The following is a 26,999-nucleotide window of genomic DNA, read 5'->3' as shown; positions in this document are numbered from 1 at the left end:
TCCTCAGGTCCGGGCGCACCAGAGCACGTCCACCTGATCAACCCTTCCTCCATTTTCAACTCATTCTCATCAAGGAGGTCCCGTCATGGAGACCCTGTTCGTCCCATTGGCCTTGTTTGCGGGTGGTCTGCTCGCTGTCCAGGCGGGTGCCAACGCACAACTTTCCAAAGCTGTCGGATCGCCTTTTGCGGCGACCACACTTCAGCTCGCGATTGGTACCGGTCTGCTGCTTCTCGTCACCCTCTTGACGGGAACAATCGCCGCGCTTGGTGCAATTCCCGCGGTCAAGTGGTGGCATCTCGTCGGAGGCACCGCCTCAGCCGTCTATGTCGTCTCGACCATCGTTCTCTTCCCCCGCCTTGGCGCCGTCGTTTCCGTCGGATTGTTCATAGCCGGACAGATGCTCGCCTCCCTGACGCTCGATAGTTTCGGCTTGCTGGGCGTTCCGCCGACGGGACTGCGGGTCGGGGCCGCCGTTGGCACGCTCGTCGTGCTCCTCGGGGTTGCTATGGTGGTGTTCGGGCAAGGCGGAAAAGACAATGTTAAAGTCGACCGGCTTGGCTGGATTGCCCTTGCGCTGATGGCAGGGGCCGTGCTCCCGGTCCAGGGTGCCGTCAATGCGCTCCTGCGCCATGATCTCGGGGGTGCGCCGTTCGCGGTGGGTGCGATCTCGTTTCTCGTCGCCACGCTCGCCATGGCCGCGGTGATGCTTCTGGTGCTCGCCGGGCAAAAGACATCCCGTCCCAACATCACCGGCGTGCAGACGATGCCCTGGTGGGGTTGGCTCGGTGGTCTCGCCGGAGCGACCTATGTCACCACGGTCTTTACCGCAATCCCAGCGATTGGTGCGGCCGCGGCGGTTGGTCTCACCGTGGCCGGCCAGCAGGTCGCAAGTGTCTTCGTCGATCGCTATGGCTGGTTCCGTCTGCCGCAGAGGTCCGTGTCGGGGCTGCGCCTGGGCGGCGTGGTGCTGCTGTTGGCCGGTGTCGCCGTTATTAAACTCGTCTGAAGCCGCAACCGATCGCGATCTGCCGAACCCTGGAGAATTGCCATGTCATCCACATCGCTTGCCTGGATCTACCTCGTGCTATCCGGCGTTGCAGACGTCGCCTGGGCCGTCAGCACCAAGTTCTCGAACGGTTACAGCCGCCTGTCCTGGACGCTGGTCTCGATCGTTGCCCTGGTGATCTTTCTGTCCCTGCTCACCCAGGCGCTCAAGACCTTGCCGCTCGGAACAGCCTACGCGGTCTGGACCGGCATCGGCGCCGTCGGTTCCGTGCTCTGCGGTGTGCTGCTCTTTGGAGAAACCATCACAGTCTCGCGGGCAACCGCAATGCTGGTGATCGCCGGCGGTGTCATCGCGCTGAAGATCGTGCCGGCCTGAATTCCGGGCCGGAGTCGGCATTAAAACGTAGTTTCTTCAATATATTGATCGATGTTTCTCAGCAAAGCTCTTGGGAACGTCAGCCAGCGCGATCCGCGTCTTGCGTAATGGGTCCCGTAGCGGCAGTTTTCCGTCCCAAGATGACCAAACCACGGACTGGGCGAGGACCTACAGAAGCGGCCGCGCAAGCATTTCGGCGCCGAGGACGAGCAGACTGATGAGGAACCAGCGCCGGAATACGGGCGGGTCGACACGGTTGCGAACGACTTGCCCCGCCCACATGCCGGCGAGCGCCGGCGCAATCGCGAGGCCGGAGAAGAGCAGATTGTCGGCCTCGAAAGCGCCCCGCCAGACGAGCCCGGCGGTGAGGGCGACTGTGGAGACGGTGAAGGAGAGGCCGAGCGCCTGCACCAGTTCGTCCCGTTCAAGACCTAGCGCCTGCAGATAGGGCACGGCCGGGATGACGAAGACGCCGGTTGCGCCCGTGACGATCCCGGTTGCCGCGCCGACCACGGGAGACAGCCACGGCTCCCACTTCGCCGGAACGCGAAGCTGGCGCGCAAAGAGCGTGAAGGCGGCGTAGAGAAGGAGGGCCGCACCAAGCGCGCCCGTCGTGAGCGCGGTGCTGCCACCGGCAAGCACCGAAGAACCGCTGAGCGTGCCAAGAACGATCGCCAGCATCATCGGCCAAAGCCGGAGCGCAAGCGCGCCGAAGCTCGGGCCCGCGAGAAGCTGCCAGACATTTGTCACGAAGGACGGGGCAATCAACAGGCTGGCGGCCGCAAGTGGAGAGATGAGCGTACCGAGCACGCCCATCGCCAAGGTCGGCAACCCCATGCCGGTGACGCCCTTGAGGATGCCGGCGGCGAAGAAAGTTGCGGCAATCGCAACGACGAGGGACGGAGCAAGATCGAACATGCCATCGGCATAGCGTATACCCGCATCGGCACAATGCGGATCATCCGCAGTCAGACTTCGGCTGGTCCGAAGGCTGTTTTTCCGTTAGCCTCCTTTGCATGCGTTTCGATCTTATCGACCTTCGTCTGTTTCTTGCCGTGGTGGATGCCGGCAGCATGACCCATGGTGCTGCGGATGCCGGGCTTTCGTTGCCGGCGGCAAGTGAACGTCTGCGCGACATGGAGATGATCGGCAAAGTCAAACTGCTCGAACGTGGTCGCCGCGGGGTGCGGCCGACGCCGGCCGGAGAAGCGCTCGCGCATCACGCCCGGCTGATCCTGCGCCAGATGGCGCGGATGCGCGGCGAGCTTGGTGAACACGCCGATGGCCTTCGAGCAACAATCCGGCTTGCGGTGAACACCGCCGCACTCACAGAGTTTCTGCCACAGCGGCTCGGCGCCTGGATGACGGCGCATCCGCGGATCGACGTCGATCTGAAGGAACGGCAAAGCATCGAGATTGCGAGAGCCGTCGCCGCCGACCTCGTGGAGATCGGCATTCTTTCGGACGCGGTCGATACTGGCGGCCTGCAACTGCGTCCCTTTGCCGTCGACCGGCTCGTCGCCGTCATCCCACGCGATCACGTATTCGCGGCACGCAGGCGGGCACTCTTCGCCGACATTGCGGACCAGCCTTTCGTCGGCTTGGCAGATGGCGCATTGCAGAGCCATATCGATGCACAAGCTCGGAGATTGGGGCTGACGCTGAAGATGCGCTCGCGCATGCGTAGCTTCGAAGGCATGTGTCACATGGTTTCGGCGGGTGTCGGCCTTGCCATCATGCCGGAGACGGCGGCACGGCGCGGCGGCAGATCTCCCAAGACCGCGTTCGTGCGCCTTGCTGATGACTGGGCGACGCGGCGGCTGTCCGTCTGCGTGCGCGCGGAAGAGGAACTGTCCCCGCCGGCGCGAGACCTGTTCGAGCATCTGGGCTCGAGCGGTTCGCATTGACCTTAGAAACGCGCCGGTAGCCTCACGCGCTCCCTTCCATGCGTTTGGCGTCGTCGCGCGAAGGCGACCTTTGATCGCAAAAGTTGATTTTCCCTTGGAACTCTTCGCGCCTTTGGCGGTTGGGCTCCCATAGGGATATCCTTCGGCCCGATCCTTGCCGGGCCTATAGCGTGAGAAGGAGATGGAGCATGATACTTTTCCGAACAGGACAGGACACGCCCCGGACTCCCACCTTCTCTCAGACGGACCGCCCGTGCGTTCCCACGCACGAGACACCATGCCGGACCTCTTCTGCAGGCAGCGGGGCATCATCATGATCGGAAAATCGATGCCGGCCTATGTGATCGATCTCGCCTTTGTCGAACGGATGCTGGAGATGGCGGAACGGCGTATCGCCGAGCCCACGTCGAGCGAAGCTCTCTACCGAGAGATCGCCGACGAACTTGAGCGAACCGAAGGAGATCCGAAGATGGCGCGCATCCTGCTCGTCACCTTTACCAATTCCTACGCCGCGCACGTCACAAGCGGCGATCGCCTCCGAAAGCTGAGAATTGAAGCCGAATGGGGATCTTTCTTGCGCCGAAGGTGGCTTTGAGGCCGCGAACAGAGCGCGTCCACGACAGGCGTCCTGAAACGCGGCAGTCGAGCTTAGCAGAGCAACAGGAATACGGGCATCAGCGCGACCAGATAGGCGAGACCGTCGGCCGCCAGGCGATCGCGCAGGTTATGCGCAGCGAAGGAGTTGCCCGATAGGCGTCCATTATTGTTCATTTTTATTCTTCCTGGGTCGTTGTTGTCGAGCCCGCCGGGAGGAGAGGCCGGGCTCGTCGCATATGGGAGAGAGGTCGGTCGGGATCAACGAAGAGCGCCAGGCAAAGCAGTGCCCCACTCGAAATTCCGACGTCGACCGCTTGCTGATCTTCCAACGCGGTGCTTGAGGAGCCGGGTGTTAGCAGGGTTTCGACCCGATGCAATCCTTTGCCGGTCACGTCCTTGCACGTTTGCGTGAGCCCTGCGGTTTGCGACCGGAAACCAGGTGCGCCCTAGCCGGCAAACCTGACGACTATTTGCACTTGCGCTCAGTTCGCCAGGCCGATCGGATTTGCCTTCGGACGGGAGGCATCGCACGTGGCCATCTGGCTTCCCGACATGACCGCGTGCGATGGTTATGGTTGGTTTAGGCTCGCTGTTCCAGCGACGCCCCTTCAGGGATTCGGCCTTTTTCCCGCCGGATCGCCAACTTCCGCACCAGAACATAGAATACCGGCGTCAATACGAGGCCGAACAAGGTAACGCCGAGCATGCCGGCAAAGACGGCGATGCCCATGACGTGGCGCATCTCTGCGCCAGCGCCTTTAGCAATCACCAGCGGAACGACGCCTGCGATAAAGGCAAGCGACGTCATCAGGATCGGTCTGAGCCGAAGGCGGGCCGCCTCAAGCACGGCGGACAGAGGATCGGCACCTTCATCCTCTTTCGCTCGCGCGAACTCGACGATCAGGATCGCATTCTTGGCCGCGAGCCCCACGAGAACGACAAAGCCGATCTGCGTGAAGATGTTGTTGTCGCCGCCGGTAAACCAGACGCCTGCGATTGCGGAAAGCAGCGCCATCGGCGCGATCAGCAACACGGCGAAGGGCAAAGACCAGCTGTTGTACTGGGCGGCGAGAATGAGAAACGCCAGCAGGACAGACAGAGGGAAAATGTACATCGCGGTGTTTCCGGCCTGCTTTTCCTGATAGGCGAGCTCCGTCCATTCGAAGGTCATGCCGGGTGGCAGCGTCTCCGCCGCGATCCGTTCTATGGCCGCGGTTGCTTGGCCGAACGAATAGCCGGGCGCCGGACCGCCGCTGATATCGGCCGACGGGAAGCTGTTGTAATGCATGACGCGATCCGGTCCCGAACTGTGCTTGACCGTCAACAGCGCCGACAAAGGTATCATCGCGCCCGCCGCGTTGCGCACCTTCAGCCGGCCAATGTCTTCCGGCTGCATGCGGAATGGCGCGTCTGCCTGGACCACCACGCGATAGGTCCGGCCGAAGCGGTTGAAATCGTTGGCGTAGAGAGAACCGAGGTTGACCTGCAGCGTTTCGAAGATGGTGTTGAGCGGCACTCCTTGAGACTTGGCTTTCACCCGGTCGATGTCCACCTGCACCTGCGGCGCATTCACCTGAAAGCTTGCAAGCATTCCGGCAAGCTCCGGCGTCTGCATCGCCTTGCCCATAATCGCGCCCTGCGCTTCGGCAAGCGCCGCAAAGCCGAGCCCGGCCCTGTCCTCGACCTGGAACTTGAAACCGCCGGTCGTACCGAGACCCGGGACGGGCGGCGGCGGGAAGATGCCGGCAAAGCCGTCGGGTATCTGGCTGAATTTGCCCATCAGGCGACCTGCGATCGCGAATGCGGACAAGGACGGATCCTTGCGCTCGTCGAAGGGCTTCAGCATCGTGAAGATGACGGCGGCATTGGGAATATTGACCATGCCGTTGACCGAAAGCCCCGGAAAAGCGACGACGCTTTCGACGCCCGGTTCCGCGAGGGCTATCTCCGACATCTTCTTGACGACCGCCTCGGTTCGGTCGAGCGAGGCTCCTGTCGGCAATTGGGCGATGCCGACCAGGTAGTATTTGTCCTGCGCCGGGACAAAGCCGTTCGGCACGGTGTGGAAGCCCAGCCATGTCGTGGCGACCAGGCCAGCGTAGACGAGAAGGACGAGCGCGCTGAACCTGACGGCACGGCGGACGGACCAGACATAGGCGTTCGAAGCGCGCTCGAAGAACCGGTTGAAGAGCCGGAAGAACCAGCCGAACAGGCCGTCTATCACGCGCGTCAGGAGATCGCGCTTCACCTCGCCGTGGTGCGGCTTCAGAAGCACGCCGGCTAGCGCCGGGGAAAGCGTCAGGGAGTTGACCGCGGACAGGATCGTCGAGATTGCGATCGTCAAGGCGAACTGACGATAGAACTCGCCTTGCAGGCCGGATAGGAACGCTGACGGAATGAACACGGCCGAGAGCACGGACGTGATCGCAATGATCGGCCCGGTCACCTCGTCCATGGCCTTGCGCGCCGCTTCCTTCGGCGTTTCGCCAAGCGCGATGTGACGCTCGACGTTTTCGACGACGACGATCGCGTCGTCGACCACGATCCCGATCGAGAGGACCAGGCCGAACAGCGACAGCGTGTTGAGCGAAAAGCCGAACATGTACATCAGCGCGAATGTGCCGACCAAGGAGATCGGCACGGCAACCAGCGGGATGATCGACGCGCGCCAGGTCTGAAGAAAAAGCACGACCACGATGACGACCAGCACGATCGCTTCAAGTAGCGTCATCACCACGGCCTCCAGCGAGGCCTTCACGAAGACGGTGGGATCGTAGGCGATGCGATACTCTATGCCCTCAGGAAAGCCTTTCTGCAGGTCTTCCATCGTGGCGCGAATGGAACTCGCCACGTCGAGCGCGTTGGCGCCGGGGCTTTGGATGATCTGCAGCGCCAGCGCCGGCTTGCCGTCAAGAAGACTGCGCAGCGCATAGGAGTCGGCGCCCAACTCGATGCGGGCAATGTCGCGCAGCCGGGTGACCTGGCCATCGGCGCCGGTCTTGACGACGATGGCGCCGAACTGCTCTTCGTTGGATAGCCTGCCGAGCGTGTTGACCGTGACCTGCAGCGCTGCCGAGGCATCCGGTTGCTGGCCGACGGAGCCGGCGGCCACCTGAGCGTTCTGCTCCTGGATTGCAGCAACCACGTCGGAAGCGGTCAATCCGCGCGCCGCGACCTTGGCCGGATCGAGCCAGACCCGCATGGAGTATTCGCCGGCTCCCCAGACGAGCACGTCACCCACACCCGACAGGCGCGCGAGCTGGTCGCGGACCTGCAGCGTCGCGAAGTTCGATAGGTAGAGAGGATCGTAGCGGTCATCGGGCGAAACCAGATGCACGACCATCAGGATATCGGGCGAGGTCTTCTGCGTCACGACACCGATGCGCTGAACTTCCTGCGGCAGACGCGGAAGCGCGCGCGAAACCCGGTTCTGAACCTGGATCTGCGCCATGTCGGGATCGGTGCCCTGCTGAAAGGTCACCGTCAGCGTCATGCGCCCGTCAGTTGCGGCCTGCGAGCTCATGTAGAGCATGTTCTCGACGCCGTTGATCACCTGCTCCAGCGGAGCCGCAACCGTTTCGGCGATCACTTCGGGGCTGGCACCCGGATAGCTTGCGGTCACCTGCACGGTCGGCGGCGTCACCTGGGGATATTCGCTGAGCGGCAGCTTTAGGAGGGTCAGGCCACCGCCGATCAGCATCAATACGGAGAGAACGACCGCAAAGATGGGGCGGTCGACGAAAAAGCGTGGAATGTTCATCGACGCGCCTCCTGCGAAGCGGCGGCCGCTAAGTCACCTTTGGCCGCTTCGCCCGACACCATCGAAACCGTCTGCGGGTCAACCTCCATACCAGGGCGCACGAGGCCCTTGAGAATGATCTTCTCACCCGGCCTGAGACCGCTTGCGACGACACGCAAGCCGTCGATCATCGGACCGAGTTCGATCGGCCGGTACTCGGCCTTGTTCCCCGAGCCCAGCGTCAGCACATAGCGGCGACCCTGGTCGGTACCGATCGCCTGATCGTCGATCAGAACGGTGCGGGCTGGCTGGGCCGTCACAAGGTTCACCCGAGCAAACAGACCCGGGGCCAGCAGTCCGTCCGGATTCCGGACGATCGCGCGGGCCCGGATCGTGCCGGTGCTGCGTTCGACCTGGTTGCTGATGAAGTCGAGCACGCCGGCATGGGGGAAACCGGCATCCGTCATGAGGCCAATCCCGACCGGCAACTTCTCGGTTCCGCCTTCTCCATTGTCAGGACGCGCTCGCCCGCCAAAATCGAGAAACGTCGCTTCGTCGATGTCGAAGTAGACGTAGAGCGGGTCCGTCGAGACGATGGTGGTGAGGAGCGTGGCGGCACCCGCATTGCCGCCTGAAACAAGGTTGCCCTCGGTCACCCGGACACGATCGACCCGCCCGCCAATCGGGGCTGCGACGCGCGTGAAGGAGAGATCAAGCTCTGCCGCAGCCACTGCCGCCTTGGCGATTTCGACCTCGGCCTGCCGTTGGCGCCGCACTGCCTCGGCATCGTCATAGGTCTTGCGCGACACGGTCCCGTTCGGAGCCAGGGATTTGGCGCGGCGGAACGCGATGTCGGCGTGATCGAGAAGAACGATCGCCTGTTTCAAGCGCGCCTTGGCGGCGTCCAGGGCGACTTGGAACGGTCGCGGATCGATCTGGAACAGGACCTGTTCCGGTTTGACGAGAGCGCCTTCGGGAACACTCACCCTGTCGATGGCGCCGCCGACACGCGGACGCAGTTCAACGGATTTTGCCGCCTCGAAGTGGCCCGTGAACTCTACGGCTGGCGCGACCTCTCGCGTGATGACCTCGGCGACCGGAACCTTGGGCATGGGCGCACCCGTGGTTCCGGTCGCCGCGACTGCCTCCGACGCACTGGTCGAGGAGGCAAGCCCAAGAAGCCGACTGGCGAAGGTTCCCATTCCATCGCCGTCGGCAAGCGCAAGCCCTCCAACGGTTGCGATACCGGCTAGGAACAGGGCGGCGGCCTTTTTACTCATTCTCGTTCACCTTCATTTTGTTCACGCTTGCGGCCGGGGCGGCCACGGCAGCGATCAGTTCTTCGCGAAGGTGCGGTTTCCAACGATGGAAAGGTCAAGACCTCCTGAAACTTCTTTCGCTCACCCTGATGCGAATGGTCAGGTTCTGCCGATAAGAGATTGGAAAATCGGGATTTTCGTCTTGTGTATTCCCCCCGGCTGGCACTCAGGCGGGGGGCCGCCGACCACGACTGATCTGTGCTCTTTGCTGGGGCGCCACGCCACCGTCATTCGTGTAGTCGCGCCGAGGGTCCCACTAGGCAATCGGTCCAGGTTCGCCGTCGCATTCCAATCTCCGAAACTGAGAACGTCGGCGGTGATCCGATACCCCTTGACCTTACCAGCGCTGGAAGCCGCAGCCTGAGGGCATTTTCGCTTGCCGCCGTCAGGAACCGGCCCGCGAGAGAATTCGAACTCTGTGAGGAAACATTTGATATGACCGTCAAACGCATAGACATACGATCGGCACGAACAAACCTCGAAGTGCACGCCGACCAGACCATTCTCGATGCTGCGCTCGCCGCCAAGCTTCCTTACCCCCATGGCTGCAGATCCGGGCGGTGCGGCGCTTGCAAGTCTCGGCTGATCGAAGGCGAGGTGGAGCTTCTCCAGCATTCGCCCTTCGCCCTCACCGATGAGGAGAAAGCCGGCGGTCTCATCCTTGCCTGCCGGGCGCTTCCGGTAACGAACTCCGCCGTGGCATGGCTTGGAGGCGGCGAAGAAGATGCCGTCCAAACGCCCCAACGGCTAAGCGGCATCGTTACGCATCTGGAGGACCTCACGCACGACATCAAGCTGGTGCGCATCGATGCGGAAGATGGGGGCAGCTCTCGTTTCGTCGCTGGACAATATGCGCAGGTCAGTTTCGATGGGGTCCCCGCCCGCAGCTATTCCATGGCCAACCGGCATGGCGACGGCCGGGTGGAGTTCCACATTCGCCACGTGGTCGGCGGAGCGACCTCGCAATATGTGCACGGCGCTTTGAAGGCCGGGGACAAGGTGACGCTCGAATACCCGATGGGATCCTCCTATCTGCGAGAGAACCACTCCGGCCCGATCCTCTGCATCGCCGGCGGCTCCGGCCTCGCACCGATCAAATCGATCGTCGAAACCGCCCTTGCCCACGGCCTGAAGCAGCCGATCCATCTCTACTTCGGCGCACGCAGCGAACGCGATCTCTATCTCGTCGATCATTTCCGCGCGCTCGCCGAGTGGCACGCCAATTTCGTCTTCAGGCCCGTCTTGTCGGAGGCCGATTCGGCAGGGTACCGTCGTGGATTCGTGACGGAGGCTGTGGCCGAGGATCTGTCTGACCTCGACGGATGGAAAGCCTATGTCGCCGGCCCGCCGCCGATGGTGGATGCGGCAATGGAGGTTGCGTTTGCGCGCGGCCTGAACCGCTCAGACATGCATGCCGACGTGTTTTTCACGCCCGAGCCGGCGGAATAGCCGCTCTCGGGCGCAAAATCGGCGGCGCAACTGCTTCATCTCAGCCTGGCGGAAGCTCAGCGAAACTGGGCGCCCGTCAGTTCCTCCATCTGCGGCCTTCGGATCCTGACCTTGTCGACGTTGCGGCCATCCAAGGCGACGACTTCATAGGTCAGGCCACCAAAGCTGACGCTTTCACCCAGGTTGGGCAGATGTCCGAGGCGCCAAAGAACGAGGCCTGCCAGTGTGGAGTAGCGGTCGGCCTCATCCACGAGATCGACCTCCAGCAGTTTTGAGACATGCCGGATATCGATCCACCCGTCGACGAGGAGCGCTCCGTCTTCCTCGCGCTCGACCGTCAACTGATCATCATCATCGTCGGCAAAGTCGCCGGCGATGGCTTCGAGCAGGTCTGTTGGTGTCACCAGGCCTTCCATCGAGCCATATTCGTCAAGGACGATCGCGACCTGAAGGGGAGACTGTCGCAACTGCTCAAGCAGGCGCAGCGCGCTGACGGTTTCATGCACGACCAAGGGCTGGCGAAGGGATCGGCTGAAGTCGATCTTGCCGGTCTCGAGCAGGTCTCTCAACAGGTCTTTCGCCAGCGCGACGCCCAGGAACTCATCGAGATTGCCGCGTCCGATCGGGAAGCGCGAATGACCTGTTTCGATGATCTTGCGGCGCAACTCGTCGTCACTCTCCTCGATATCCAGCCACTCGACATCAAGCCTCGGGGTCATGACCGATTTTGCCGGGCGCTCTGCAAGTGTCAGTACGCCTTCGATCATCTCGTGCTCCACCGGCGTGAACAGTTCGTCCTCCGTCGCCCGCTCCGCGATGACATCCGCCGTTTCGCCGAGCGACGTCTCGCTCTTGCGTCGACCGAGGAGGGAGAGAACGGCATTTGCCGTACGCTCGCGCAAGTCACCCGTCGTCATGAAGCGTTCGCGGTTGCGGCGTCCGATCTGGTTGAAGGCCTCGATCAGCACCGAGAAGCCGATCGCCGCATAGAGGTAGCCCTTGGGGATATGGAAACCGAACCCTTCGACGATCAAGGAGAAGCCGATCATCATCAGGAAGCCGAGGCAGAGGATGACGACGGTCGGGTGTTTCGACACGAAGGCCATCAGTGGTTTGGACGCAAGCAGCATCACGCCGACGGCGACAATGACCGCGATCATCATCACGGAGAGATGCTGAACCATCCCGACGGCGGTGATGACGCTGTCCAGCGAGAAGACGGCATCGAGGACGACGATCTGCACGAGGACCTGCCAGAAGACCGCATGCTCCACCTTGCCTTCCTTGTGACCGGCATGGCCCTCGAGGCGCTCGTGCAGCTCCATCGTCCCCTTGAACAGAAGGAACAGGCCGCCGAACAGAAGGATCAGGTCGCGGCCGGAGATCTCAGCGCCGAGCACTGTGAACAACGGAGAGGTCAGCGTCACGATCCAGGCGATCGAGGCAAGCAGGACGAGACGCATGCCCAGCGCCAGTCCGAGGCCAATCAGTCGGGCTCTTTCCCGTTGATGCTCTGGAAGCTTGTCCGCGAGGATGGCGATGAAGACGAGGTTGTCGATACCGAGCACGATCTCGAGAACGATGAGGGTGGCGAGACCCGCCCAGGCGGCCGGATCAGACATCCATTCGAACATCATTGGGTTTAAAGGCCAGCCCTCAAGGCAAGGCCAATCCTTCTATTGTTGATGGGAAAAGAAAAAGCGTCGCCCGCCCGTCTGGTCGACGGTTGCGGGCGCAAAGTAGGTGACCGCGAAACCGCTTCAGCGGAGCCGCGCTTGTAGGGTCTGATGAACGTTGGTCAGGGTCGGCGTCGTCAGGCATGCCGCGTGGTCCGCCTTGTCGGATAGGCCATGGAGCGGGCGGCAAACAGCAAGCCGAACTCCGCCCACCCTGCGCGACCGACAAGGTGGCGGGTCATCGTGACCGGATGGGGGACAGGCGGTGGGCTTGGTGCAGCTGGGATCATGAGAAAGGGTTGGCTCTGAGGGAAGGCTGGCTTCCGGGGGAGGGGGATGGTCCCCGGAAGCCAAAAGCGGCGTCAAATATCTTCGTCGCCGCCGAAATCCATGTCGTCAACGGGCGCTTCCGGCTCCGGGGCAGGGGCGGCTGGTTGAGCGGCCTGGGCCTCGTTACCACCCAACATGCCGGCAATCGCATTGCCGAGCAGGACGCCACCGGCGACGCCCATTGCGGTCTGCGCGGCGCCCGCGAGGAAGCCGCCGCCGGTGCGCTGTTGCATCGGCTGGCCGTAAGCCTGGCTCTGGTTGCCCCATGGCGAGCTCGGGGCCGCACGGCCATACCCGGCCTGTTGTGGCGCCGGGCGCTGAGGAGCAGCGTTGCTGCCGAACATCGAGGAGAAGAAGCCGCCGCGCTGCTGGCTTTGTGCGGTGTGCGCTTCCAGTTCTTCGATACGGCGTTGAGCCGCCTCCAGTGCCTGTTCCTGTACGACGATCGTCTGCGCCATGTAATAGGGCGCGCCCGGCTGCTGGCCTATCCGCTCTTGAATGAAGCGGTCGGCTTCCGCGTCGCGCGGAGCGGATTGGCGCTCCGCCTGGGCGAGCTTGGAGAACAGGCCGTCTATGGCCTGCTGATCATTGCGATCCATAAGATATGTCCTTGATATCGGCGACTGTTACTCTTCGCGCTGGCCGGTGAAATTCAGCAGCAGCTGGAAGATGTTGACGAAGTTCAGGTAGAGCGAGAGAGCGCCGAAGACCGCCAGCTTCTGCTGGGATTCCTGGTCGAAGTTGTCGGCATACTGCTCCTTGATGTTCTGCGTGTCCCAGGCGGTCAGACCGACGAAGACGACGATGCCGATCACCGAGACGGCAAACTGAAGGGCGCTGGAACCGAGGAAGATGTTGACGATCGAGGCGATCATCACGCCGATCAGACCCATGATCATGAACGAACCGAACTTCGCGAGGTCCCGTTTCGTCACATAGCCGTAGAGGCTCGTCGCTCCGAACATGGTGGCGGCGATGAAGAAGGTGCGGGCGATGCTGGCGCCGGTGAAGACCAGGAAGACGGAAGCGAGCGACAGGCCCATAACGGCGCAGAAGGCCCAGAAGGTCATCTGTGCCGAGGATGCCGACATCGAATGCATCTTAAAGGAAAAGAAGAAGACGAAGGCGAGCGGCGCCAGCATCACCACCCATTTCAGCGGCGTGGAGAAGATCGGCACGTAAAGCGCCGGCGTGGTGCCGACGATGAAGGCGACAAGGCCCGTCACGACGAGGCCGAGGCCCATATAGTTGAAGACGCGCAGCATGTGCTGGCGAAGGCCCTCGTCGAGGGCGGCGGCCGAAGCCTGACTCATGCCGCCGAAGCGGTTCTGGTTCTGATACATGAAGGTTTCCTCAGTAAAGTGAGTTCTTGAGAAGCTCGGCCTCGTCGCTGAGGCCGATGCCCGGCTTGCTTGAAACGACGGCATAGGCAACCTCGCCGACCTGCCACCAGGCAGCCTCGGCATTGGAAAGGTTGAGATCCTTCACGGGTTCGACCGCGAAACGACCGGGCCTGCCGGCGAAAAGTGAAATGACCGTGCCCGCGTCGGTCTTGACGCTCATCTCGACGCTGGGTCCGAATTCCGAGGGGAACACCTGGACATCGACGACGTTCCAGCCCTTCGGGAGCTCCGGCATGACGATGGCGGTCGCGGCACGAATGTCGTCCCGGTCATAGGTCTGAACCTCAGGCTGCGACGGCATTCCAGCCCTGACGACCGAGGTCTGATGGGCGCGGATGGCGTGCTCCACGAAAGCCGGCGGATGGGCCGAGGCATTGACTTCGCTCGGGCCGACCGCCGAATGGGCAATCCACCCGACTGACACCATCAAGCCGACCGCCGCAACCTTTTGCAGCGCGTTCCAAACGCGCGCATTCGCAAGCCCAGAAGAAAGGCGCCGGGCCGCCTCGCGCGTCTCTGGACGACCGGCAACGACATCCGACGTCATCGCCAGTTTGAGCGTGGTGCGCATGCCGAGGTCGGCCATGACGCGCGCCGCCGCATCCGGATTCCTGGCAAGCCAGGTCTCGACCCGCAGCCGACCGGTCGCGTCGAGCTGATTGTCGATGTAGGCGTCGAGATCGCCATCGGTAATCGTCTCGACGTCAGTCATTGTCGCCTCCGACAAGCTTCAGATGGTTAGGCTTCCTCCGTCCGCTTTCGAAATCTCTGAGCGCTGCTCGTGCACGGGAGACGCGCGACATCAAGGTCCCGACGGGGATGTCGAGTATGTCGGCGGCCTCCTGGTAGGAGAGATCTTCGACAGCAACCAGATGTAGGGCTTCGCGCTGCTCCTCCGGCAGCAGCATGAACGCCTCGCGAACCTGAGCGAGCCGGACGCTGTGTTCCTGGTGGGCCGGGTAGGACGATACGGCTTCCTGCGCCGTCTGGCTGTCACGCTGGCCGCGCGATATTACCGATCGTACGCGGTCGATATGGGCGTTGCGAACGATGGCAAAGAGCCAGTTTCGAAGGTTCGCTCCCGACCGGAACGTCGAGCGCCGCTCGTAGGCTCTCACCAAGGCATCATGAACGAGATCTTCTGCGTCGGGCGAATTGCGCGCAAGCGAACGCGCGTAGCGCCGCAGCGCGGCCAGCTGCCCAATAACGTCGAAAGCGCCTTTTTTCGATTCCATACCCGCATATACGGAGCCGATGCGATTTCTCATCCATCGTCGACGAAAAAAATATGATCCATCCGGATGCAGCAGTTTCGGAGCGCATGCCCGCTGGCATCACCGAAGCGCGCCTGCGCTGGCTACAGGGGCGGCGAGCCGCACCCGCGCGCGCTCTATGCGCTCGCAGCAAACGCTTCGAGGGTCGCGGCAAGCAGCATACGGGCACCTTCGATGGAATGCGCGGGCTCGACATATTCCGCTTCGTTGTGGCTAAGCCCATCGCGGCAAGGCACGAAGATCATGGCTGCCGGCGCGACACGACTGACGAACAAGGCATCGTGGAAGGCGCCGGAGAGCATACGCTTGGTCTTCAGTCCGAGCGATGCGGCAGCGCGATCGAGGCAGGTGAGCAGGTCGTCTGAAAAGAGGGCCGGCGGCATGTCGAAGATTTGCCGCGTTGTGCTCTGGCAACCGTTGGCTTTAGAGGCGTTGTCACATGCCTGCCGGACCCGCTCTTCCAGGTCGTCGATGGCGTTGGTCTCCGGGTGGCGCAGATCGACGGTGAACGTGACCGACCCCGGAATCGAGTTCACCGAACCTGGTTCGACTGCGAAGCGGCCGACGGTAAAGCGTGCGCGCGGGTCGCCCGGCATGGCGCTCCTATACAGTGGTTCAAGCGCGGTAACGGCCGCGGCCATCGGGTCGCGACGGAATTCGAGCGCCGTCGTGCCCGCATGCGCTGCCTGCCCATCGATCCTGACCTCCAGCCACCGCGTGCCCTGGATGCCATAGACGATGCCAACCGGTATGTTCTCCCGTTCGAGCGACGGGCCCTGTTCGATATGAAGCTCAAGGTAGCCGGTGATCGGGAAGCCGAGCGGGCGCATTTCGGCTTCCGGCAGGGCTTTCAGTGTTGCCTCCAACTCATCGACGAACAACGCTCCGTCGCGGCCGCGAAGATCGGACCAGGCCTCGGGGATGGCACCGGCGGCAAAAGCCATCGATCCCATCGTGCCGGGGGCAAAGCGGCTTCCTTCCTCGTTCGTCCAGGCAACGACCTCAAGCGGAAAATCAGTCTCGATGCCGGCATCTTCGAGACTTTCCATCACCTCAAAGGCCGCCAGGGTGCCGAGCGCTCCGTCAAAGCGCCCGCCGGTCGGCTGGCTGTCGAGGTGGCTGCCGATCACGAACGGCGGCCTTTGAGGAAAAAGGCCCTCCCGCCGGATGAACAGGTTTGCCATCGGATCCTGGAAGACGCGGAAACCGCGCGCAAGCGCGAGTTCCGCTAGCAGCCGGCGGGAGCCCCGATCTTCCACCGACAAAGCCTGCCGGTTGACGCCCCCGGCCGGCGTCCCGCCGATTTTTGCGAAATCATCAAGACGCTTGAGCAGGCGCTTGCCGTCCACTGTGGTGCGAGAGGTCATGGTCGTTCCCAAATGTCGCCTTGATCAGACGTAGGCTGCGTCATGAAAGGCGATTTCCAGTTGCTGCGCTCGCCCGAAGATAGCGCTCAGGCGTTTGCGCTCGGAAGCCTCGAGCGCGTCGCCGGCCACGTCGAGTTCTTGCTTCAGCCACTTCGCCTGAGCCGCAAACTCATCATCGGCGTGCATTTCGACCCATTCCTTCAAATGTGGATCGGCAAACGATGAACGGGCGGCCCTTTTCGACCAGGTCCAGTACATCCACTCGGCCGCAAACATGGCAGCGACGGTATCGAGGAAACCGCCGTTGCGGGCGATGTCCAGCATACCCGTTCGGAAAGCATCGACCTCGGCAACATTGAGATCATAGGCGCCGGGATCGATATTGCGTTCGGCAAAAATCCGTTCGAAGTAGGCGATCTGCTGGTTGGCGAGCGCATCCAGAACGGCAATCAGCCAGCGCTTCTGTTCGATCGTCTCGGCCTTCGCCGCCGCAAAGGCGAAGATCGAGATCGCGGTTTCGACGAAGGCCCCCTCATAGACGAGATAGCGTTCGAAAACCTGCGGGGACAGACGCTCCATCACGATGTCCTCGACGAAGCGATGTTTGACCATGGCTTCGAAGACGGTGGCGTTTTCCCGCAGGATCTGTTCCGAAAGCGTTTCAGCCGCCATTGTCACGCCTCCAGCGCGGGTTCGGCAGCGGCGCGGAAAGCCTTAACCCGCTCGATATCGACCGGGTTCCACCAGACCCCGCCTTGCTTCAGAGACGAGGCGACGATCACGCCGTTGGTGCGCCTGAGGATTTCGACGATGTTGTCCTTGGTCACGCCCGAGCCGACCAGAAGCGGCAGATGCGTCGCCGAGCCGATCTCCTCGATCTCCTCGATGGTTGCCGTATTGCCGGTGCGCTGACCGGTGGCGATCACACCGTCGGCGTCGAAGAAGGCGAGGTCGCGCGTCAACTCCTGGATCGATCGGTCGGCCACGATGGCGTGGGCGCCGTGCTTCACATGGCTGTCGGCAAAGACCTTGATGTGCTCGGCACGCAGCAATGAGCGGTAGCGCATCGCTTCTGCGGCCCGCCCCTCCATGAAGCCTTCGTTGGCGACATAGGCGTTGGCCCACTGGTTGACGCGAATGAACTTGGCGCCGCCCGCCATGGCTATGGCAAAGGCCGGGATCGGCGCATTGGCAAGGACGTTGATGCCGAGCGGCACACCTGTCGCCCGCGCGATCCGGTCGGTGACGACCGACATGAAGGCTGCCGTTTCGTGGCCGATATCTTCCGGCTTGGAGAACGGCACGTCGCCATGATTTTCGATCATCAGGCCATGCAGGCCACCGTCGACCAACGCCTCGGCGTCACGCATGCAGGCATCGTAGATAACAGACATATCGGTGCCCCGATAGCGCGGCGCACCGGGGAAGGCCGGGCAATGGATCATGCCGATCAGAACCTTGTCAGTCCCAAATATTTCCCTTATGGCGCTTGTGGACTTGTCAGATATTTCCTGCATTTCTCTCCCTTTCGAAGGTATGTTCATGCACGCTTACGTAATCGGTAATGTGACGGTGGACGAGACCATCGCCGTGTCGGAAATGCCGGCCGCGGGCGCATCGATCCACGGTAGCCAGCGGTCCCGGGACCTCGGTGGCAAGGGCGCGAACCAGGCCGTTGTCATGGCCCGCACCGGCCTGCCGACGAGCCTTGTCGCAGCCTTCGGCGACGGTTTTCGCGCCGACATGATCCGCCAGCATCTGGCAAGCGAACCGGTGGTCAGCAGACTTGTGCCGGTCCTCGGCAAGTCCACCGACTTCTCGATCGTGCTGACCACGCCGGATGGAGAAAACGTCAACATCACGACCACCGACTCTGCCCAGAACCTCACGCTTGCCGACGCCGTGGCGGCGCTGGCCGACGCGGTTCCCGGCGACCTTGCTGTGCTCCAGGGAAACCTGTCGGACGAGACGACGCGCGGTGTCCTTGACGCTGCGCGCGCCCGCCACATGATCACCGCCTTCAATCCGTCTCCCTTGCGTCCCTATTTCAGCACCCTGTGGCCCTTGGTTGACATTGCTTTCCTCAACCAGGGTGAGGCGCAGGCAATGACCGGTACCAGCGGCGAAGAGGCTGCCCGCAAGCTGCTTGCGGCCGGCGTTCGCGAGGTCGTCCTGACCTTCGGCGGCGACGGAGCCATGCTCGTCACCGCAGAAAGCAGCGTCCCGATCGGCGCCGTCGAATGCGACGTCGTCGACACGACAGGCGCCGGCGACACGTTCATGGCGGTGGCGCTCGCATCCGCCGCACTTCGTGGCACTCGCCTCGATCGCACCGCGATCGAACATGCAACGCGCGCCGCTGCCATCACTGTCAGCCGTCCCGGAACCCGTTCGGCGTTTCCGTCGATCGAGCAGTTGCAAGCGATCCTGAGCGCGCGCTGAGGCTCTCCTCAGCGCGCGCTCCTCGCTGCGGTTAGCGCGCCGTTTCCGTCATCCACCCAAGGATGTTCTTCCAGAGGCGGCCGTAGCCTTCCCACTCGCAGAATGCCGGCGACAGCCAGTGGGGCCCGATATCGGACGTCCAGGCGGCGGTGCGGCCCTTGCCGAAGCCGCCTAGGACGAGCAGCGGGTGTCCGCCCTGATCTTCGGGAAGCCGGGCGATGACCTCGGCTCCATCGCGAACCTCCACTTCATTGACGCCGAGAAGCAACGGCCAGCTGCCCGAAAGCCCCGCCATGGTCGGATGGTCCGGCTTGACGACGTCGGCAACCGCGCCCTCGGGAATCTCGACGCGGTCGTCATAGGGAAGGCACGTCACCGGAAGCGTGTCTTCGACAGCCGTGCGGCGCCAGCGCGCCTTACCGTCGATACCCTGGAAGGAGAAGTAGCCGCCGACCATCAGCAGCGCTCCGCCCTTTTCGACCCAGGCCTTGATGAGCTTCAACCGGTTCGGAACGGTGCGCGAATGCAGCCATACGGCCGGCGGCAGCAACAGCGAGTTGGCGCCGATATCCGACAGGATGATCGCATCGTATTGGTCGAGGCCTGCCATTTCATAGGGGAACTGGTCCACGGCGTCGTGTGCGGTCATGTAGGTCAGCTCGAACTCGCTGTCCTTGAGCACCTTGACGAGCGGTTCCGCGCCCAGATGGAAGGTCACGCTGCCGAACTGGTCGAAACCCTTGTAGTGGGTGGCGGAGCTTACCCAGCTCTCGCCGACGAGAAGCACTTTCTTTGTCATGGTCAATCCGTCTGTCTTGAATTGCGTTGGAAGCCGATATCAGGCCCCGGTTTGGAATACCGAGCGGGGGTTGTCCCGCATCATTCTGTCGAGCGCGCCGTCCTCCAGCCCGTGTCGTTTGAGACGCGGCAGGAAGTGGCGCAGGACGTAGGCATAGCCGTTGCCTCCGTAGTGGCTGAGCATCATCTTCAGGAACACATCGTGCGAGAGCAGGATGCGGTCCATGTGGCCGGCGTCCACCAGCCTGGCGATCGCTCGTGCTGCCTCTTCGTCGCTCGGGCACTGTACCTGTTGATCGGCATAGAAGAAGTCCATGCCGATCATGTCGTATTCGATGAACGCACCGCGTTCGGCGAGCTCGCTTTGATAGGAGAAATCGTCGTGGGACGGGTTCATGTGACAAAGCACGGTGTGGCGCAGATCCGCCCCTTCCTCGGCGACGACATCGAGCACCCGATGGCCGAGCCGGAACCAGCCCGGCAGATGCGCCATCAGCGGCAAACCGGTCCGGACCTGCGCCCGGGCGGCCCCACGCAGGGACTTCTCCTCGGCCCGGGTGAAATCGGAGGAGACGCCGATCTCGCCGATCAGTCCGATTTTCACGCCCGTGCCGTCGACACCGTCGATGGCCTCGCGGACGATGCCGTCGGCGATCTGGTCGACGCTCATGTCGGCGACCTCGGCCGGATGCGAGGAGGCAAGATAGTATCCGGCCCCCATCACGATATTGAGACCCGTCGCCTTGGAGATCCGCCGTAAGGCGAGCGGGTTTCGACCGATGCCATTGCAGGTAGGTTCGACGACTGTACGGCCGCCTGCGGTCGCGAAAGCCTGCAACTCGGCGATCGCCAAGGGTTCGTCGTCGAGCGTGATGTTGTGCTTGTTAACGAATGGGTCCTGGCGCAGTTCGCCGAGGATCTCCATGCAGACGAAGCCTTCGGCGAGATACTGACGCTCCTTCGTTTGCGGTGCGTTCCACCAGCAGCGGCAATCGTTGAGGATATGCTCGTGCATCAGTGTGATGCCGAGTTGATCCGCGTCGATCGCGCCGTTCACCGTCATCACCTTGCCGGACCGCACATGTCCTTCTGACAGCTCCTTGCTCATGACGGTCATCTCTTGCCGCCGAAGCGAAAGTTGGCGGTGAAGATCCGGGTGTTGAGCCAGATCGCAACGAGAATGATCGCGCCGGTAACAATCTGCGTGAAGAACGGCGAGATATGCATGAGGATCAGGCCGTTGCCAATGACCGCAATCGTCATCGTGCCGAGCACGGTCCCGAGGATCGTGCCGCGCCCCCCCATCAGCGATGTCCCGCCCAGCACTACGGCGGCGATAACCTGAAGCTCGAAGCCGACGGCCGCATTCGAAGAGCCGGAGCCGAGGCGCGCGGCGATCAATAGGCCAGCAAGGGCGCAGGCAACGCCGGCGATCATATAGACCGAGGCGATCACCCATTTCGCCGGCATGCCGACGCGGCGAGCCGCTTCCATGTTGGACCCGACGGCGACGACCTGGCGGCCGTATTTGGTGGAGGATATGACGACATAACCGGCCACCGCGACCGCAACCGCGATAAGCGCAGGCATCGGAACGCCCAGCAATTCGCCGCGGCCGAGCATGAAGAAACCGGGAGCGTCCTTGATCGGGATCGAGTACCCTTGCGTCAGATAGAGCGCCAAGCCGCGCAGGATCGACAGGCCGGCAAGTGTGACAATGAAGGCCGGAATACCCTGATAGGCGGTGAACCATCCCTGCACGAAGCCGAGAAAGGCGCCGAAGAAGAGCATCGCGACGACGACGAGAGGCCAGGGATAGCCCATCGCTAAGACAATGGCCGCAACCGCATTGACCAGGGCGACCTGCGAGCCGACAGAGAGGTCGATGCCGCCGGTGATGATGACGAGCGTCATCGCAACGGCGACGATGAGAATCGGCGCTGCCTGGCGGATGACGTTCAGAATGTTGCCGAGCGTCATGAAGGTATCGGTCGTGGCCGCGAAAAAGACGACGCAGGCCAGGAAGAAAAAGGCGATCGACAGGACCTGGGCGTTTTCCGAAAGGAAGTCTGCCGCCGGCGAGCCTTTCGCACGTTCGGTATAGGCCGTCATTGCTTGGCTCCTTCCCCGACGATCAGCTTGACGAGGTCTTCCAGGTTGGTCTTGCCGATTTCGCGCTCGGCGACCTTGGTGCCTTCGTACATCACGGCAATGCGGTCGCAGACACGGAACAGGTCTTGGAGACGGTGGGTGATCAGGATGACCGAGACGCCCTTTGCCTTGACGCGGTTGATCAGCGCGAGCACGGCTTCGACCTCCGCCACGGCGAGCGCCGAGGTGGGCTCGTCCATGATCAGGACTTTCGGATTGAACGAAGCGGCGCGCGCGATCGCGATCGCCTGACGCTGTCCGCCCGAGAGCTGAGCGACCTTGCCGGTCAGACGCGGAATGCGGATTTCCAGCGCATCGAGCATCTTGCGTGCTTCCTCGAGCATGGTCCTCGTATCGAGGAATGGCCCTTTGCTGATTTCTCGACCGAGGAAAAGATTGCCGACCACATCGATGTGGTCGCAAAGGCTCAGGTCCTGAAAGACCATTTCGATATTGCGGTTACGGGCGTCCGCAGGTCCTGAGAACCGAACCTCTTCGCCTTCCAGCGTAATGGTCCCGCCATCGGGAATGTAGGTGCCCGAGATGACCTTGGTCAGCGTCGATTTGCCGGCGGCGTTGTCGCCGACGAGGCCAAGGCACTCGCCGGGATAGATGTCGAGGTCGACGCCACGCAGCGCCTGGTGCGATCCGAACGTCTTGACGATCCCTTTGAGGGACACGCGGGGACTGACACCGGTGCGGGAGGGCAGAGCCCCCCCGACACCAGCGACAGCGGGAGGATGCTGTCTTTCAGTCGTCATCATTTGAAGATCGCCCGATATGGCTCGACGTTGTCCTTGGTGACGATCGTTACCGGCACGGCGATGGTCTTTTCGACGCTGCCGCCGTCGGAGACCTTCTTCAAGGCGTCGACGGCAGCGGCACCCATGGCAGCCGGGTCCTGCTGGATCACGGCGGTGACGTAGCCGGCGTCGATGCCGGCGATCGCCTGGGCCGTCAGGTCCCAACCGAAGACCTTCACGCTATCCTGCTTGCTCTGGCTTTCGACCGCGGCGATGGCACCCATCAGGGCCGGCTCGCCGGTCGCATAGATTGCGGTCAGGTCGGGATTGCCGGTAATCAGGTTCTCGGCGGCAGCGAGCGCGTTGTCCTGCACGTTCTGTCCATCGACGACGCCGGCCGAGCTGATACCGTCGACATCCTTGATGGTCTTTTCAAATCCCTCCTGGCGAACGTTCTGAATGAAGGAGTTCAGCGCGCCGACGACACCGATCTTGGCTTTGCCATCGGCGTTGGCCTTGATGTATTCGAGGAAGAACTTGCCCATGTCGGCGCCGGCCGTTGCGTTGTCGACGCCGATCTGCGCCTTCTGCGGGCCTTCCGGAAGGATCGCATCGATGGCGACGACGGGGATCCCGGCTTCGGCTGCCTGGTTGACCGCCGGCATGATGCCGTTGACGTCGATTGCGACGACGGCGATGCCATCGACCTTCTGCTGGATGTAGGTTTCGATCGCACTGTTCTGCGCGGCCGGGTCGTTGTTGGCATTGAAGATGACGAGCTTCGCGCCGGCAGCGTCGGCCGCCTTCTGCGCGCCTTCGTTCATCTGATTGAAGAAAAGCGCCTGCTGGTTGATTTGCACGAGTGCAAAGGTCTTTTCGGCGGCAAGGGCCGGCGAGAGAGCAGCGCCGAGGGTCGTCAATGCCGTGAAACCAAGCGTGGCGACTAAAGTCCTGCGTTTCAAATTCCAGTTCATGTTCTCATCCTCTGTTGGTTCTCCATTGCGTGATTTATCGTTTCGCAGGCGGAGCAACGGATTTCCGCACGACGATTTCGACTGGCAGGAGCTCTTCGACGAGAGCCTGTTTGCCCTGCCAGTTTGTTTCGAGAAGAAGGGAGAGGGCACGCCCGCCGATCGCGCGGACCGGCTGGCGAATGGCGGTCATAGGCGGACCGAAAAGATGGAGCGGGCCGACGTCGTCAAAGCCGATGACCGAAACATCGTCCGGGATCGAAACCCCCTGGTCCCGGAAGACCTCGATCATGCCGATGGCGATTTCGTCCGAGCTGGCGAAGATCGCCGTTGCCGGGCGACCTTCCTCGATGAAGCGCTTCGCCGCCTGCCGACCGAAGGCCACGGTGTAGTCACCGGCGTATTTTAAAAGACGGATATCCTCGCCGAACGCGTCGCGCAGCGTCCGCTCAAGACCGTTGGAGCGCCGACGCGAACTGATCATCGCTTGCGGGCCGCCGACGAACAGCACATCCCTGTGCCCGAATTCCGCCAGATGCCGGCCTGCGAGCGCTCCGCCCAGCTCGTTATCGCAGAAGAGCTTGGGCGCCTGCGCGCCGGGAACGTCTTCGTCGGCGATCACGACTTTGCCGGTGCGGTTTATCAACGTGGCGAGTTGACCGTCGTCCGGGTGGTTGGTGACGAAGATCAGGCCATCGACGTGATTGCGTTCGATCAGCTGGAGATAGGCGACCTCGCGACCGGCCCGGTTCAGGGTGGCGTAAAGCGAGACGGCAAGCCCGCGGGTATCCGCCTCTTCTTCGACAGCTGCCACGAGCGTCGCGAAGAAGGGGTTGGCGATATCGGGAACGACAAGACCGATCGTCTCGGAACGACCGCGGCTGAGCCGGCGGGCATGCGGGTTGGGCTGGTAATTGAGGTCGCGGATCGCATCCGAGATCCGCTTCTTCGTTTCGAAAGGCAGGTCGAGCGATCCGTTCAGCAGGCGCGAGACCGTTGTCACGGAAACACCGGCAGCTCGGGCTACATCCTTCAGACCTGTGACGCGTCGTGTGGTCACCTTGGCTCCATCCCCTGCCGTTGTAAACCGATTTACTAAAACGCTTTACAATAAGATTTCGACTTTCGTGTTCTGTCAAGAGACTTTCTCTGACACGAGGTCGGTGCGCCTATGGGGCCACGGATCTAGGCTCGGCCTGGGGCCGATTGGCGGCGGCGAAAAAGCCGCAAGGTCAATGCCGTTTGCACCTGAGAAAGCAGCATCTTGGCGCCGCGAGGCGGGAACAAATCAGGGGCTGATCGATTGAGAGATCATGAAAAACAAGGTTCCATTGGCGGCGCTGATGCTGCTATCCCCCGCCGCGCTGGCCAATGCCCAGACGCTTCAGCCAGACGCCATCGACGGTGCATCGATTACACCCACATTGTTGGAACGGACGACCGAGACCTCGGACAAGCCAGACCCCGCCATCGTCCGGCTCCAGGTGCTTCTCGATCGGGCGGGGGCGTCGCCCGGTGTGATCGACGGTTTCGCCGGTGAGAATGTCGCCAAGGCGATCGCCGCCTTCGAGACCATGCAAGGCCTGTCCGCTGACGGAACATTGGACGCCGAAGTCATCGGGCGACTGCCGGAGCAGACGACAGTGGTCGAGCCCTACGTCATCTCCGAAGACGATGCTCAAGGATTGGTCTCTGAGATCCCCGAAGACTACTCCGAGCAGGCGAAGATGGCTCAGCTCGGATACACGAGCGTCGCCGAGAAGCTGGCGGAGCGCTTCCACATGGATATCGACCTTCTCAAGGCGCTCAATCAGACTTCGGCGTTCTCGGTCGGTGACACGGTTTCCGTTGTGAACCCAGGTCCATCGACGCAGGGAACGGTCAAGCGCATTGAAGCGCACCGGCGCACCGGTCAAATCGTGGCACTTGGCGCCGACGATACGCTGATCGCAGCCTATCCGGCAACGATCGGCAGCCGGGAGACGCCATCTCCTTCGGGAACGCACAAGGTCAAAGGCGTCGCCCGAATGCCGCCCTATGTCTACAATCCCAAGATCAACTTCAAGCAGGGCGACAACCGAAAGATCTTGACCTTGCCGGGCGGTCCGAACGGTCCGGTCGGCACGGTCTGGATCGATCTCTCGAAGCCCACCTACGGAATTCACGGCACGCCGGAGCCGTCGATGATCGACAAGTCGGGATCGCACGGATGCGTTCGCCTGACCAACTGGGATGCGGAGGAGTTGGCGGGGATGGTCAAGCCTGGCGTGATTGTCGAGTTCGTCGACTAAGGTAGCGAAGACGTTTAGGAATTTCTGAACGGGCAGAAGTCGAAACCGGCCACCGATCACGCGGTGACCGCTCGCGCAATTCCCATGTCGAAGCTTCAGCGGATACGCGTCTGAACGCGCACGATGTTCATCTGGAGCTCGTGGCTGGTTGCCTGTCTACCAAGCATCTTGATCAGGCGCTGCTCTTCGGTTTTGTGAATACCGGTCCGCCGGCAATAATCCGCGACGTCCCAGATATGTCTGATCTGGGAGTTGGCGACTGTTCGAACATCCGCGTGTTTCATTCCGTGCCTCCCCTAACCCAATACAACGTTTGGAGGCTGGTTTGGTTCCGCCAGGATGCGTTCCTGGCGGCTGTGGGTGCGTTCGTACCCATCCGTCGTGTATGGGCGCCAGCTACAAGGTGCAAAGCGATCGCGACGTCGGGGTCAGCCGAGAAACCTCGATCCTTCGCCAGCACTGGCTATCCATTCGAGGAAAGACCTCACTGGTCCATCTGACGTCCTTGTTCAGTTGCTCCCGATGCCGTGAAAGGCCGTCGTCGTCCTCATGCATTTCAAACCAGATAAACACCGTTTCGCCCTCACGGACGGGGAGCCTCGGGAAGGCGTTTGCGCTGCGTTCGGTAACGAACACCGCGTCGATGCGAGCACCGGCGTCTTCGAGGATCGGCAGTGCCTCGGCGATGAAGAATGCAGCGAAACGGTCCTCCGTGCCGGGCGCCAGCGAGCAGAGGTTCACGGTGACGACACCTCTGGTCGATTGTGCCTCTTGCTCCCTTGCAAGGTTGTGAGGAAACGGCTGCGTGCCAGCGACTGGCTTGACCAGCAACACATTGTCCGAGTTGAGCATCGTCTCGTTGGCGCGAGACCCATGGTCCTTCCAAACCGGGCCCGAATAAAAGGCCGCCAACGCGTCGGTTCGCGTTGGCATATCGGCAAAGGAACGTACCCAGACGAAGGCGTCGGGATCGTCGCAGTCGCGGAATTCGCCTTCAAGACGCATTCCGAGCGCTTCCTGCGGTTCAACGAATTCGCGGTCAAACAAGTCGATCAGGCGATCCCTTCCGCCGGGATGAAGTCGGTAGCGGCGAAGTTCGTAAACGGCGTGCGGTTCCATGAATCCTCCAAAACAGGTCCATTGTCCTGTTTCTAATAA

27 protein-coding genes are annotated in these 26,999 nt (G+C 62.2%); 7 read left to right on the top strand and 20 right to left on the bottom strand.

Annotated features, from left to right (window positions below; genetic code table 11):
* The first annotated feature begins 85 nt into the window (after positions 1 to 85).
* The gene (locus FA04_RS23570) at positions 86 to 1,009 is read left to right on the top strand and encodes a DMT family transporter (protein WP_034790550.1); all 924 of its coding nucleotides are present in this window, start codon (positions 86 to 88) and stop codon (positions 1,007 to 1,009) included.
* Positions 1,010 to 1,051: 42 nt separating this feature from the next.
* Positions 1,052 to 1,384: a DMT family transporter gene (locus FA04_RS23565; protein WP_034790543.1), complete on the top strand. Its 333-nt coding sequence runs from the start codon at positions 1,052 to 1,054 to the stop codon at positions 1,382 to 1,384.
* Positions 1,385 to 1,552: 168 nt separating this feature from the next.
* Here FA04_RS23565 and FA04_RS23560 read toward each other — a convergent pair whose 3' ends face one another.
* A complete protein-coding gene (locus FA04_RS23560; RefSeq protein WP_034790540.1) occupies positions 1,553 to 2,302 on the bottom strand; it encodes a sulfite exporter TauE/SafE family protein in 750 nt (249 codons plus the stop codon).
* Positions 2,303 to 2,400: 98 nt separating this feature from the next.
* On the opposite strand from FA04_RS23560, the gene FA04_RS23555 reads away from it, so the two are divergent.
* Together FA04_RS23555 and FA04_RS23550 are read left to right on the top strand one after the other, a co-directional pair.
* On the top strand, positions 2,401 to 3,291 hold the full coding sequence (locus FA04_RS23555) for a LysR family transcriptional regulator (protein ID WP_034790537.1): 891 nt from the start codon (positions 2,401 to 2,403) through the stop codon (positions 3,289 to 3,291).
* Between the two features lie 277 nt (positions 3,292 to 3,568).
* A complete protein-coding gene (locus FA04_RS23550) occupies positions 3,569 to 3,886 on the top strand; it encodes a hypothetical protein (protein WP_034790534.1) in 318 nt (105 codons plus the stop codon).
* A 53-nt stretch (positions 3,887 to 3,939) separates the two neighbouring features.
* Here FA04_RS23550 and FA04_RS36405 read toward each other — a convergent pair whose 3' ends face one another.
* The 3 genes from FA04_RS36405 to FA04_RS23540 form a co-directional block, all read right to left on the bottom strand.
* Entirely contained in the window at positions 3,940 to 4,062 is a 123-nt protein-coding gene (locus tag FA04_RS36405; RefSeq protein WP_255380984.1) for a hypothetical protein, read from the bottom strand.
* A 406-nt stretch (positions 4,063 to 4,468) separates the two neighbouring features.
* On the bottom strand, positions 4,469 to 7,648 hold the full coding sequence (locus FA04_RS23545; RefSeq protein ID WP_034790527.1) for an efflux RND transporter permease subunit: 3,180 nt from the start codon (positions 7,646 to 7,648) through the stop codon (positions 4,469 to 4,471).
* Positions 7,645 to 8,907 carry an efflux RND transporter periplasmic adaptor subunit gene (locus FA04_RS23540; protein ID WP_034790524.1) on the bottom strand — a complete coding sequence of 421 codons (1,263 nt, stop codon included), beginning with the start codon at positions 8,905 to 8,907 and terminating at the stop codon, positions 7,645 to 7,647. Before FA04_RS23540 ends, FA04_RS23545 begins: the two co-directional genes overlap by 4 nt.
* A 474-nt stretch (positions 8,908 to 9,381) precedes the next feature.
* Here FA04_RS23540 and FA04_RS23535 point away from each other — a divergent pair, with 474 nt between their 5' ends.
* A complete protein-coding gene (locus tag FA04_RS23535; RefSeq protein WP_034790521.1) occupies positions 9,382 to 10,395 on the top strand; it encodes a 2Fe-2S iron-sulfur cluster-binding protein in 1,014 nt (337 codons plus the stop codon).
* 56 nt (positions 10,396 to 10,451) lie between these two features.
* On the opposite strand, the gene FA04_RS23530 is transcribed toward FA04_RS23535, so the two are convergent.
* The 8 genes from FA04_RS23530 to FA04_RS23495 form a co-directional block, all read right to left on the bottom strand.
* The gene (locus FA04_RS23530; protein WP_034790519.1) at positions 10,452 to 12,032 is read right to left on the bottom strand and encodes a TerC family protein; all 1,581 of its coding nucleotides are present in this window, start codon (positions 12,030 to 12,032) and stop codon (positions 10,452 to 10,454) included.
* Between the two features lie 401 nt (positions 12,033 to 12,433).
* Complete coding sequence (locus tag FA04_RS23525) at positions 12,434 to 13,000, bottom strand: DUF2076 domain-containing protein (RefSeq protein WP_034790482.1); 567 nt, start codon at positions 12,998 to 13,000, stop codon at positions 12,434 to 12,436.
* A gap of 27 nt (positions 13,001 to 13,027) precedes the next feature.
* Positions 13,028 to 13,744 carry a Bax inhibitor-1/YccA family protein gene (locus FA04_RS23520; protein WP_034790478.1) on the bottom strand — a complete coding sequence of 239 codons (717 nt, stop codon included), beginning with the start codon at positions 13,742 to 13,744 and terminating at the stop codon, positions 13,028 to 13,030.
* A gap of 10 nt (positions 13,745 to 13,754) precedes the next feature.
* Entirely contained in the window at positions 13,755 to 14,516 is a 762-nt protein-coding gene (locus tag FA04_RS23515) for an anti-sigma factor family protein (protein WP_034790465.1), read from the bottom strand.
* Positions 14,509 to 15,039 carry a sigma-70 family RNA polymerase sigma factor gene (locus tag FA04_RS23510; protein ID WP_034790462.1) on the bottom strand — a complete coding sequence of 177 codons (531 nt, stop codon included), beginning with the start codon at positions 15,037 to 15,039 and terminating at the stop codon, positions 14,509 to 14,511. Before FA04_RS23510 ends, FA04_RS23515 begins: the two co-directional genes overlap by 8 nt.
* A gap of 155 nt (positions 15,040 to 15,194) precedes the next feature.
* A complete protein-coding gene (locus FA04_RS23505; RefSeq protein ID WP_034790458.1) occupies positions 15,195 to 16,445 on the bottom strand; it encodes a Zn-dependent hydrolase in 1,251 nt (416 codons plus the stop codon).
* 24 nt (positions 16,446 to 16,469) lie between these two features.
* Entirely contained in the window at positions 16,470 to 17,117 is a 648-nt protein-coding gene (locus FA04_RS23500) for a TenA family protein (RefSeq protein WP_034790456.1), read from the bottom strand.
* Between the two features lie 2 nt (positions 17,118 to 17,119).
* On the bottom strand, positions 17,120 to 17,962 hold the full coding sequence (locus FA04_RS23495; RefSeq protein WP_034790454.1) for a BtpA/SgcQ family protein: 843 nt from the start codon (positions 17,960 to 17,962) through the stop codon (positions 17,120 to 17,122).
* Positions 17,963 to 17,987: 25 nt separating this feature from the next.
* Here FA04_RS23495 and FA04_RS23490 point away from each other — a divergent pair, with 25 nt between their 5' ends.
* Positions 17,988 to 18,887 (top strand): ribokinase, encoded by a 900-nt coding sequence (locus FA04_RS23490; protein ID WP_034790761.1) that lies wholly within the window; start codon positions 17,988 to 17,990, stop codon positions 18,885 to 18,887.
* 31 nt (positions 18,888 to 18,918) lie between these two features.
* Here the strand turns inward: FA04_RS23490 and FA04_RS23485 are convergent, their stop codons facing one another.
* Genes FA04_RS23485 through FA04_RS23460 form a run of 6 tightly spaced genes read right to left on the bottom strand, consistent with a single transcriptional unit; the run spans position 18,919 to position 24,610 of the window.
* The gene (locus tag FA04_RS23485) at positions 18,919 to 19,686 is read right to left on the bottom strand and encodes a glutamine amidotransferase (protein ID WP_034790452.1); all 768 of its coding nucleotides are present in this window, start codon (positions 19,684 to 19,686) and stop codon (positions 18,919 to 18,921) included.
* Between the two features lie 39 nt (positions 19,687 to 19,725).
* Entirely contained in the window at positions 19,726 to 20,793 is a 1,068-nt protein-coding gene (locus FA04_RS23480; RefSeq protein WP_034790758.1) for a phosphotriesterase family protein, read from the bottom strand.
* 5 nt (positions 20,794 to 20,798) lie between these two features.
* Positions 20,799 to 21,797, bottom strand: coding sequence for an ABC transporter permease (locus FA04_RS23475; protein ID WP_034790450.1), 999 nt, complete (start codon positions 21,795 to 21,797; stop codon positions 20,799 to 20,801).
* A complete protein-coding gene (locus tag FA04_RS23470; protein WP_034790756.1) occupies positions 21,794 to 22,597 on the bottom strand; it encodes an ATP-binding cassette domain-containing protein in 804 nt (267 codons plus the stop codon). Before FA04_RS23470 ends, FA04_RS23475 begins: the two co-directional genes overlap by 4 nt.
* A complete protein-coding gene (locus tag FA04_RS23465) occupies positions 22,597 to 23,553 on the bottom strand; it encodes a substrate-binding domain-containing protein (RefSeq protein ID WP_034790449.1) in 957 nt (318 codons plus the stop codon). Before FA04_RS23465 ends, FA04_RS23470 begins: the two co-directional genes overlap by 1 nt.
* Before the next feature lie 34 nt (positions 23,554 to 23,587).
* Positions 23,588 to 24,610, bottom strand: a complete 1,023-nt coding sequence (locus FA04_RS23460) for a LacI family DNA-binding transcriptional regulator (RefSeq protein WP_090427740.1) — start codon at positions 24,608 to 24,610, stop codon at positions 23,588 to 23,590.
* A gap of 253 nt (positions 24,611 to 24,863) precedes the next feature.
* Between FA04_RS23460 and FA04_RS23455 the strand changes: the two genes are divergently transcribed.
* Positions 24,864 to 25,841 carry a L,D-transpeptidase family protein gene (locus FA04_RS23455; protein WP_034790448.1) on the top strand — a complete coding sequence of 326 codons (978 nt, stop codon included), beginning with the start codon at positions 24,864 to 24,866 and terminating at the stop codon, positions 25,839 to 25,841.
* A gap of 95 nt (positions 25,842 to 25,936) precedes the next feature.
* Here the strand turns inward: FA04_RS23455 and FA04_RS23450 are convergent, their stop codons facing one another.
* Both FA04_RS23450 and FA04_RS23445 read right to left on the bottom strand, forming a co-directional pair.
* Complete coding sequence (locus tag FA04_RS23450) at positions 25,937 to 26,125, bottom strand: hypothetical protein (protein ID WP_034790447.1); 189 nt, start codon at positions 26,123 to 26,125, stop codon at positions 25,937 to 25,939.
* A gap of 112 nt (positions 26,126 to 26,237) precedes the next feature.
* Positions 26,238 to 26,960 (bottom strand): NIPSNAP family protein, encoded by a 723-nt coding sequence (locus FA04_RS23445; RefSeq protein ID WP_034790446.1) that lies wholly within the window; start codon positions 26,958 to 26,960, stop codon positions 26,238 to 26,240.
* Positions 26,961 to 26,999: the final 39 nt, after the last annotated feature.

It is taken from the genome of Ensifer adhaerens, from assembly GCF_000697965.2.
GTDB classification, from domain to species: domain Bacteria; phylum Pseudomonadota; class Alphaproteobacteria; order Rhizobiales; family Rhizobiaceae; genus Ensifer; species Ensifer adhaerens.
Note: the sequence above shows the minus strand (reverse complement) of the source record. Positions and strands in the feature narration are given on the sequence as shown.